General features: G+C 73.8%; 1 protein-coding gene. It reads right to left on the bottom strand.

The window, feature by feature from the left end:
• Positions 1-278 precede the first annotated feature (278 nt).
• On the bottom strand, positions 279-3002 hold the full coding sequence (locus tag P3L51_RS35655) for an NACHT domain-containing protein (protein ID WP_354609518.1): 2724 nt from the start codon (positions 3000-3002) through the stop codon (positions 279-281).
• Positions 3003-3156 lie beyond the last annotated feature (154 nt).

Here is a 3156-nt window from a genome sequence, read left to right as displayed (position 1 = left end):
CGGTCGCGGTACGGCCGATCCGTGCCGCGAGGGTCGTCACCGCGTCATAGAGGGGTTCGACGTGCCCGGTCCCCAAGCCGGCACCTGGTCGGCAGCCGGCGAGGCCGCGCCTGCCGCAGGAGGGTCCGGAGGGTCACGAGCCGGGTGTCACCACCGACGAGGCGGCCCCCGGTGCGGGAGTCGAGCCATGCGGTCCCTGAGCCGCGCCGCGCGAAGGGCGGAGTGGTCGGCGGCGGCGACCTGCCGCGCGTCCGTTGTCCGATGGCCGTGCGCCGCGATCACCGGTGCGGTGTGCTGGGCGTCGGCGGGTGGCTGTTCAAGTCGGTCCGGGTGAAGTGGTGTTGCAGTTCGAGATGGCGGAACTGGTAGACGGCCCCTGCCTGGCGGAGCAGCGAGCGGTGGCGGTGGGCGTCGGTCAGGAACTGGGTGAGATGGAAGGGAAGCCGGTAACGGACGGCGAGGTAGGCACGGGTGAGCGTGTAGGGCCAGCAGGCGGTGCGGTTCATGGCGGCGGCCAGGCCCACCGCGAGTCCCCCGGCGGCCAGGGTCAGGGAGTACGCGGCGGACCGGGCCGGGGGAGGGAGCGGTGAGAGGAGATGGGTTCCGTCAGGCGGGACGGAGAAGCCGGAGAATGGGTCGCCGGTGATCAGGGCGGTGAGCGTGGTGGGCGCGATGAGCGCGAGTCCCGCGAAGAGGGTGGTCAGCAGGAGGAGGTGACGGAAGGCTGTGCGGTCCTGGCGGAGCAGGGAGTCGGGTGCTGAGGCGGTGGCCGCGTCGGCGGGGCGGGCCTGAATCGCCGCGGCCAGGCCGAGGCCGAGTCCGTCCAGGGCGGAGTACGTGATGTAGCTGAGGGGTCCGGCGGCGAGGGGGTGCTGGTTGCCCGCGATGAGGTTGGCCGGGTAGTCCATGAGGAGCAGTGCCGTTCCGAAGGCGGGGCCCGCGGCCAGCCCGATGGCGATGGCGCGGGGGTCGAAGGACCAGCGGAGCCGGGTGGCGGGGGCGGGAAAGTCGGTGTCCGGGCGGCGGGTTCGGGATCCGAGGAGGCCGCCGGCGGTGGCGTAGACGGCGGCGTTGATGAGGGCGACGGAGATCGCTGTCGCGGCGCCGAGCCAGGAGCACGGGAACCACAGGGCCAGGCCGGCGGCCAGGCCGCGTAGGCACATTCCCCAGTCCCAGTACCAGGGCGGCGCCGCGGTCGGAGCGCCGCGTGTGCGGGCGGTTCGGGCTCCGACCAGACTTCCGATCAGTCCGGCGGCGAATCCGAAGGCGAGCCCGCCGAGCGGGATGTAGTCCGAGGGGAAACGCGGCCCCGCTTCGGCGGGATCGACCATCCAGAACGCCAGCGTGTCGGCCGTCGTGCTGGTCACTCCGGCGGTCATGGCCGCGCTGACGCCGCAGGCCAGACCGGCGGCCATGCCGGCGATCAGCGCCGAGGGCGCGCCGACGACCCACCACAGTTGAGTGTCGCCGGTCAGGCTGGTGCGGACATAGGCGGCCAGCAGCGCGGTGATCCAGGAAGCCAGCCCGAGCAGTACGCCGGTGGTGTGGGCCACGAGGCGGCGCGGCAGTGCCGTACGCAGTCGCCACCAGGCCAGATCGGTGCTGTCGTCGAGGCCGCGCAGATGGGCGGCGAGGAAGCGCAGGGTGCGCTCCGCGGTACGGGTGCTCCAGCGGCAGGGGTGGCGGTGGTGCGGTCGGTAGGCGGCGGTGACGGACGCGCCGAGCAGGTGCCGTTCGATGTCGCGGCGCCCGGGCAGGCGTGTGCGGTCGCACAGTTCGGCCGGGTCCGGCAGGGCCGTGAGGTCCTCGCCCGGGCGGGCGTTGTAGATGGCGGCGGCCAGTGCCAGCATCAGAGGGGTGGACAGGGCGGCCCCGATCGGTGATCGCTCCGGGGCGGCGAGTTGCCTGACCACCGGCCGCCAGCGGGCCACGGCGGTCGCGGCCGTGCCTGCCGTGCCTGCCGTGCCCGCCGTGCCCGCCGTGCCCGCCGTGCCTTGCACGAGATATTCGGCGGCCGTCTGCCCTTCCAGGGGGCACAGTTCGACCGCCGCGGCGGCCGCCAGACGGACCGGCAGTCGGCCGATGGGGGCCGCGGTATCGAGGTAGGCGTCTCTCCGGCTGGCCAGCACCACCCCCTGTCCCGGCGGCAGTGCTTCGTTGATCCCGTCGAGCGCCAGAGCCCGGCTGCGCGGGGGCAGTTCATCGAGCCCGTCCAGCAGCGGCAGGACCAGACCCGCCTCGATCAACGCACGCGCGGATACGCCGCTTCCGCCGGGCGCTGCCTCGGCGGGGCCCAACAGCGGGTAGTCCCGGGCGAGTTGCTGTGCCAGCCACTGGGTGAACGGCGACGTGGCCGCGTCCCAGGACGCCAGTGACAGCAGCACCGGTACGGGCTCGCCCTCCGTCCGCGTCTCCAACAGGCCCAGGAGCAGACGGATCAGCAGTACGGTTTTGCCCGATCCCGGTTCCCCCAGCACCGTCAGGCGCCGGGTCGGGACGCGTCGCAGAAGGACGTCGGTGATCTCCCCGTCCCGCCCTGCCAGTCCCGCCGGATCCGGTGCCCAGTCCTCCGGACTCCCGAGCGGACCTCCCGGCCATCCGCGGGCGGTGCGCCCCAGCACGTGCCAGGGCTCGCTCAGCACTGCCTCGGCGGGGCGCCAGGACACGGCGAGCGCATACGGGACGGTGACCCGGCGCGCTGTCAGTTCGGCCGTCCACTGCCCGCGCACTTCGGCGGCGAGCCGGCCGGCTGTCCCGGCGAGATCGGGTCCGGCCGTGTCGTACGCCGCGCCGGCGGTGCGGAAGGTCGCCCATGACAGGTACATCCCGCCCATCGTCGGCAGCAGCGCCGTGACCGTGGCGGCCACCGGAAGCCCGAAGCGCCAGCTCACCCACACCGCACCGGCCAGACCGACCGCCGACAGACCCAGATAGAGCAGTCCGTCACGACGCTCACGTCGCCGCCCGATCACCGCCGGCCCGCGCGTCCCCCTGATCCCCATACTGTCGCTTCCTACCGGCCGCTCCAGTCGGCGACGTCCGGCACCGGGGGGCTTCACCCGAACGAGGTTTGGTTTCGGGCCGTGTCGGCACGCCGCACTCTGATCCGGGGCCGTGCGCGGGCGGGCGGGCGACGAGGCTCTGGCACGGCGGCGG

The organism is Streptomyces panacea (genome assembly GCF_040560175.1).
Lineage (GTDB): Bacteria > Actinomycetota > Actinomycetes > Streptomycetales > Streptomycetaceae > Streptomyces > Streptomyces panacea.
Note: the sequence above shows the minus strand (reverse complement) of the source record. Positions and strands in the feature narration are given on the sequence as shown.

What these genes read in the sequence shown, in the direction of transcription:
- P3L51_RS35655 (WP_354609518.1), bottom strand. Translation starts at nt 3,002, where the DNA reads ATGGGGATCAGGGGGACGCGCGGGCCGGCGGTGATCGGGCGGCGACGT.